The sequence below is a fragment of the Sphingomonas sp. AC449 genome (assembly GCF_979253475.1).
This window is the reverse complement of the sequence record NZ_CEEDCZ010000023.1, coordinates 1-5,906: the sequence shown is the minus strand read 5'-3', so window position 1 is coordinate 5,906 and position 5,906 is coordinate 1. Positions and strand designations below refer to the sequence as shown.

The following is a 5,906-nucleotide window of genomic DNA, read 5'->3' as shown; positions in this document are numbered from 1 at the left end:
CCCTCACACCGTCCGCCCCGCCGCCGACGATGATGGCGCCGGTGGGGGATGCCGGTTAAGCGGGGGGCTGGGTATTGGCATTTTCTCGGCGGCGGGGCGGACGGTGTGAGGGGGCGTAGCGTTTCGCCGGCGCTGGCGTTCGGCGTCGCGGCGCTCGGGATCGGGTTGTTCTCGGTGATGGACGCGGTGATGAAGTCGCTGGTGCTGGGGATCGGGGTGTATAACGCGCTGCTCTGGCGGCAGATGGCGAGCGTCGGGCTGGGGGCTGTCGCCTGGAAGCTCGGGCGGAGCGGGCGGCCGAGCGGGCGGGCGCTGAAACTCCATCTTGCCAGGGGGTTGGTGACTGCGGCGATGGCGCTGCTGTTCTTCTGGGGACTGGCGCGCGTGCCGATGGCGCAGGCGATTTCGCTGACCTACATCTCGCCGATCCTCGCGTTGCTGCTCGCCGCCGTCACGCTGGGCGAGCGCGTCGGGCGCAAGGTCGTGATCGCGTCGGTCGTCGCGCTGGGCGGGGTCGCGATCGTGATGATCGGGCATGGTCGCGAGGGCGCGGCGGGGGCGGCGAACCTTGCGGGGGTCGCCGCGGTGCTGGGATCGGCGGTGCTGTACGCGGTCAACCTCGTGATCGCGCGGGTGCAGGCGCAGGCGGCGCGGCCGGGCGAGATCGCGTTCTTCCAGGCGATGGTGATCACCGCGACGCTCGCGCTCGCCGCGCCGTGGCTCGCGGTGGTGCCCGATGCGGCGACCTGGCCGCGGCTGCTGCTCGCGGCGGGGCTGGCGACCGCGTCGCTGTGGCTTCTCGGCTGGGCCTATGCGCACGGCGACACGGGATTTCTGGCGACGACCGAATATAGCTCGTTCGTCTATGCCGCAGGGCTCGGCTATCTCGTGTTCGGCGAGCGGGTGTCAGCATTTACCGCGTGCGGCGCGGGTGTCATCGTCGTCGCGTGCCTGTATGCGGCGCGGCGGCGCGATATCGCGCAGACGTCGATGGAGGCCGCCGCATGACCCAGATCCGTTCCGCCACCCGCGCCGATATCGGCACGATCCTGCGCTTCGTGCGCGAACTCGCGGCGTTCGAGCGCGAGCCCGATGCGGTCGAGGCGACCGAGGCGACGCTGGCCGAGGCGCTGTTCGGGGATGCGCCCGCGGCGGAGGCGGTGATCGCGGACGGGACTGCCGGACCGGTCGGTTTCGCGGTGTTTTTCCACAATTTCTCGACCTGGACGGGGAAGCGCGGGGTGTATCTGGAGGATCTGTACGTGACGCCCGAGGCGCGCGGGCAGGGGGTCGGCGGCGCGCTGCTCGCGCATCTGGCGGGGATCGCGGTCGACCGCGGGTGCGCGCGGTTCGAATGGTCGGTGCTCGACTGGAATGCGGATGCGATCGCGGTCTATCGCAAGCTGGGTGCGGTGGGGATGGAGGACTGGACGATCCAGCGGTTGACGGGGGATGCGCTGGTGAAGCTGGCGGGGCGGTAGGGGCCCCTCGGAGGGGGCGTCATCCTGACGAAAGTCAGGATCCAGAGCCACGCAGGTCAGCGCTAAGTAACTCTGGATCCTGACTTTCGTCAGGATGACGGAAAAAGAAGGGGCGTCAGTTGCGGGCGACCGTCGTGCGCCAGATGACGGGCCAGGTGATTGCGCCGCGGCAGTCGCCCATCTTGCGCATTTCGGCGAGGCGGAAGCGGGTGCCGTCCCAGACATAGTCCTGGCCGACGCCGCAGTCGCCGATGCCGCGGCCCTTGGCGTAGGAGCTGAGCAGCCCGGTCTTCGCGTCGTAGCCGGCGTTGACGAGCGCGGGTTTGGCGCCGGGTTCGCCGAATTGCGGAGGCAGGTCGAACGGCGCTTCGCTGGCCTTGCCGTCGCGGACGATCAGCGCGCGGGTGATGACATTATACGCGCCCGATCCGCAGGATAGCAGGACGAGATCGGTCGTCGCGTCGAGCGCATGCGTCTCGTTGGTGACGGGGCCGAACTCGTCCGTGGCGCAGCCGGTGCGCTGGCGCATCTGCGCGACGAGCGGCGCGGCAGGGGCCTGCGCGCGGCGGTCGGTGAGTGGGGCTGCAAGGATCGTCGGGAGCGCGGGCGGAGCGGTCGCGGGCGGCTTGTCGCCGGTCGCGACGAGCGCGGTGGGGGTGCCCGCGCGGCCCTGCTGCGCGTCGGCATAGCGGAGCGCGGCGGCGGCGCCGGTGATGACGACGGGGATCGTCCGGCCGTCGAGTCGCGCGGTCATCGCGGTGCCGGTGGCGAGGCGGCGGGCGAGCGTCATCGCGACCGGGCCGGTGACGGTGAAGCGCTGGTCGTCGCCCGGATTGCCGCTGGCGAGCGGGGTGCCGTCGATCGCGACCACGACGCGGCGCAGCGCGCTGCCCGGCGTGCCGATCGTCACCGATACGGGCGCGTCGGCGGCGGGGCCGCGCTCGACCTCGATCGAGAGTTCGGCGATGCTCGAATCGTCGGGCGCCATCGAGACCGCGGTGCAATAAGCACCGTTGTCGCAGGCAATTCCCCAAGCGCCGAAGGTCTTTACGCTGGTCGGGCGGGGGCGTGCCTTGGAATCGACCGCGGGCTCCGCGGGAGCCTGCGGGGCGGCCCCGCGCGCGATCGGGCGCGGTTTGGGGCGCGCGGGGGTTTCGAGCGGGACGGTGGCGTCGTTGGGCGCGCTGGTGTCACCGCTGGGGCTGCAGGCCGTCGTAGCGAGCAGAAGCGAAACGAGAACTGGATAGCGCATGCGACCTCCTGACCGGTCTGGCGGCGACGGTCCCGCTTCGATAGGGGCGACGCCATAGTCGAACAACCATCAATGGTAAGGGGCGGCAATCACGATGGAGAGTGCGATGCAGACGATCGGCGTAATCGGCGCGGGACAGATGGGCGCGGGGATCGCGCAGGTCGCGGCGCAGGCGGGGTACCGCGTGCTGCTGGCCGATATGGGCCTGCCCCAGGCCGAGGCGGGCAAGGCGGGGATCGGCAAGGCGATGGCGCGGCTGGTCGAGAAGGAGAAGATCACCGCCGAGTTTCGCGAAACGACGCTGGCAAACATCGAGCCGGTCGCGAGCGTCGCCGAAATGGGCGACTGTTTCATCGTCGTCGAGGCCGCGACCGAGCGCGAGGCGATCAAGCGGACGATCTTCGCCGAGGTCGGCAAGGTGTTGAAAGCCGACGCGATCCTGGCGTCGAACACCTCGTCGATCCCGATCACGCGGCTGGCGCAGGCGGCGCCCGACGCCGCGCGGTTCATGGGGGTGCATTTCTTCAATCCCGTCCCCGTGATGCGGCCGATCGAGCTGATCCGCGGGCTCGCCACGTCGGACGAGACGGTCGCCGCGGTCGAGGCGTTTGCCGAAAAGCTCGGCAAGCAGGTGGTGCATGCGAACGACGCGCCGGGCTTCATCGTCAACCGCGTGCTGATGCCGATGATCAACGAGGCGTGCTTTGCGCTCGGCGAAGGCGTGGCGGGGGTGCGCGACATCGATCTGGCGTGCCAGCTGGGGCTCAATCATCCGATGGGGCCTTTGACTTTGGCCGATTTCATCGGGCTCGACACGTGCCTGGAGATCACGCGCGTGCTGTTCGAGGGGACCGGTGATCCGAAGTTCCGGCCCGCGCCGCTGCTGGTCAAATATGTCGAGGCGGGGTGGTTCGGGCGCAAGACCAAGCGCGGCTTCTATGATTATTCAGGCGCGGAGCCGGTGCCGACGCGCTAACCAGATCGGTTATTATCACTTGACATCGTCACGCTGTTCTGGCACATAACGGGAACGATGACGAATTGCGAGTCGGGCCGGACGCGGTCGGGGTGATCCCCCGGCGGCGGACCGGCCCGATCCATTTGGGGGATGGCGCATGGCGGCGGGTGGGGGAGCGGGCGGGAAAGCTGGGGGCCGGTTGCAGGTGCGCAAGGCCGCCAAGGGCGGCTGGACGCCGGCCAAGCGCGCGGCGTTTCTCGAGCATCTGGCGGCGACGTGCAACATCGCGGCGTCGGCGCGCGCGGTCGGGATGGCGCCGCGCGGCGCGCATGCGCTGAAGGCACGCGACGCGGTGTTTGCGGCGGACTGGGCGGCGGCGATCGAGGCGGCGTACGAGACGCTCGAGGCGCGGTTGCTCGCCTATGCGCTGGGGGAAGCCGAGGGGGAGGCTGAGGCGGAAGCTGCCAGGGTCGCTGACGGGGTCGCTGACGGGGTCGCTGACGGGGATGCTGACGGGGATGCGGGGGCGGAGTCGCGCGGGGCGCATTTCGATCCGCGGGTGGCGGTGCAGGCGCTGGGGTTCCGGCGGCGCGATGCGGCGGCGGGCGGGCGCAGGCCGTCGTGCAAGCGCGCGACGATCGCCGAGGTCGAGGCGGCGCTGGTCGCCAAGCTCGACGCGATCGCGCGGCGCGGGCAGGCGGGTGCGGCGGAGGACGGGGCGTGAGCGCGGGGGGGATGGCACCGGTCCTGTTCGACCGGGGGTTGCTCGTGCGGCTCGCGCGCCTGTCGGCGGCGGATCGGCTGGCGGTGCTGCGCGCGCTGCCCGAGCCCGAGCTGCGCGCGTTTCACGAGAGCTGGGCGATCTGGGCGATGCCGGGGCAGCGCGAGCCCGAGGCCGACTGGCATGTCTGGCTGATCCGCGCGGGGCGCGGGTTCGGCAAGACGCGGGCGGGGGCGGAATGGGTGAGCGCGGTCGCGCGCGCGACGCCGGGCGCGCGGATCGCGATGGTCGGCGGGACCGCGGACGACGTGCGCAAGGTGATGGTCGAGGGCGAGAGCGGGCTGATCGCGGTGGCGCAGGCGGGCGAGACCTATCGCTGGCGGCGCGATGCGGGCGAGTTCGTGTTCGACAGCGGCGCGCGCGCGTTCGTCTATTCGGCGGAGGCGCCCGAGAAGCTGCGCGGGCCCGAGCATCATGCGGCGTGGTGCGACGAGCTGGCCAAGTGGCGCTATGGCGATGCGACCTGGGACAATCTGATGATGGGGCTGCGGATCGGCGACCGGCCGCGCGTGCTGGTGACGACGACGCCGCGGCCGGTGCCGCTGATGCGGCGGCTGCTCGCGTTGCCGGGGCTGTATGAATCGCGCGGGGGGACGGGGGACAATCCGTTTCTGCCGGCGTCGTTCGTCGCGACGATGACCCAGACCTATGCGGGGACGCGGCTCGGGCGGCAGGAGCTGGACGGCGAGCTGATCGACGATGTCGAGGGGGCGCTGTGGACGCGCGATCTGCTCGAGCGGCAGCGGTGCGGGGTGGTGCCGGCGCTGGTGCGGGTGGTCGTGGGGGTCGATCCGCCGGCGGGAACGGGGGGCGATGCGTGCGGGATCGTGTGCGTCGCGCTGGGGGCGGACGATCTGGCCTATGTGCTCGAGGATGCGAGCGTTTCGGGCCTGTCGCCGGAAGGGTGGGCGCGCGCGGTGGCGGACTGTGCGGCGCGGCATGGCGCGGACCGCGTGGTCGCGGAGTGCAACCAGGGCGGGGAGATGGTGCGCAGCGTGCTGCTCGCGGCGGATTGCGGGCTGCCGGTGTGGCTGGTCCATGCGAGCCGGGGGAAGGTGGCGCGGGCGGAGCCGGTGGCGACGTTGTACGAGGGGCGGCGGGTGTTTCATGTCGGGGCGTTTCCGGCGCTGGAGGACGAGCTCTGCGGGCTGGTGAGCGGGGGGTATGTCGGGCCCGGGCGCTCGCCGGATCGCGCGGACGCGCTGGTGTGGGCGCTGACGGAGTTGTGCTTGCGGCGCCGGGTTAAGGTGGGGGTTCGGGTGGTTTGAGGTCCCCCTTCCGTCATCCTGACGAAGGTCAGGACCCAGGGTTGCGGGGGGTGGCGCTGCTTGGCTCTGGGTCCTGACTTTCGTCAGGATGACGGGTGGGGTGGGGGGTCGAGCCTCACGTGCCCTCCCCCTCCCACGCTTCGCGCGGGCCCCTCCCTCTCCCCCG

At 71.3% G+C, this 5,906-nt stretch carries 6 protein-coding genes; 5 read left to right on the top strand and 1 reads right to left on the bottom strand.

Going from position 1 to position 5,906, the window contains the following annotated elements:
* The first annotated feature begins 105 nt into the window (after nucleotides 1-105).
* The gene (locus tag AC0CH3_RS17615) at nucleotides 106-1,008 is read left to right on the top strand and encodes a DMT family transporter (protein ID WP_354301197.1); all 903 of its coding nucleotides are present in this window, start codon (nucleotides 106-108) and stop codon (nucleotides 1,006-1,008) included.
* Nucleotides 1,005-1,481, top strand: coding sequence for a GNAT family N-acetyltransferase (locus AC0CH3_RS17610; RefSeq protein WP_354301199.1), 477 nt, complete (start codon nucleotides 1,005-1,007; stop codon nucleotides 1,479-1,481). Before AC0CH3_RS17615 ends, AC0CH3_RS17610 begins: the two co-directional genes overlap by 4 nt.
* A gap of 115 nt (nucleotides 1,482-1,596) precedes the next feature.
* On the opposite strand, the gene AC0CH3_RS17605 is transcribed toward AC0CH3_RS17610, so the two are convergent.
* The gene (locus AC0CH3_RS17605; RefSeq protein WP_465238113.1) at nucleotides 1,597-2,733 is read right to left on the bottom strand and encodes a DUF1176 domain-containing protein; all 1,137 of its coding nucleotides are present in this window, start codon (nucleotides 2,731-2,733) and stop codon (nucleotides 1,597-1,599) included.
* 106 nt (nucleotides 2,734-2,839) lie between these two features.
* Here AC0CH3_RS17605 and AC0CH3_RS17600 point away from each other — a divergent pair, with 106 nt between their 5' ends.
* The 3 genes from AC0CH3_RS17600 (at nucleotide 2,840) to AC0CH3_RS17590 (ending at nucleotide 5,740) form a co-directional block, all read left to right on the top strand.
* Nucleotides 2,840-3,709, top strand: a complete 870-nt coding sequence (locus tag AC0CH3_RS17600) for a 3-hydroxyacyl-CoA dehydrogenase NAD-binding domain-containing protein (RefSeq protein ID WP_354301201.1) — start codon at nucleotides 2,840-2,842, stop codon at nucleotides 3,707-3,709.
* A gap of 139 nt (nucleotides 3,710-3,848) precedes the next feature.
* Entirely contained in the window at nucleotides 3,849-4,415 is a 567-nt protein-coding gene (locus AC0CH3_RS17595) for a hypothetical protein (protein ID WP_465238112.1), read from the top strand.
* Between the two features lie 11 nt (nucleotides 4,416-4,426).
* Nucleotides 4,427-5,740 carry a DNA-packaging protein gene (locus AC0CH3_RS17590; protein WP_354301310.1) on the top strand — a complete coding sequence of 438 codons (1,314 nt, stop codon included), beginning with the start codon at nucleotides 4,427-4,429 and terminating at the stop codon, nucleotides 5,738-5,740.
* Nucleotides 5,741-5,906 lie beyond the last annotated feature (166 nt).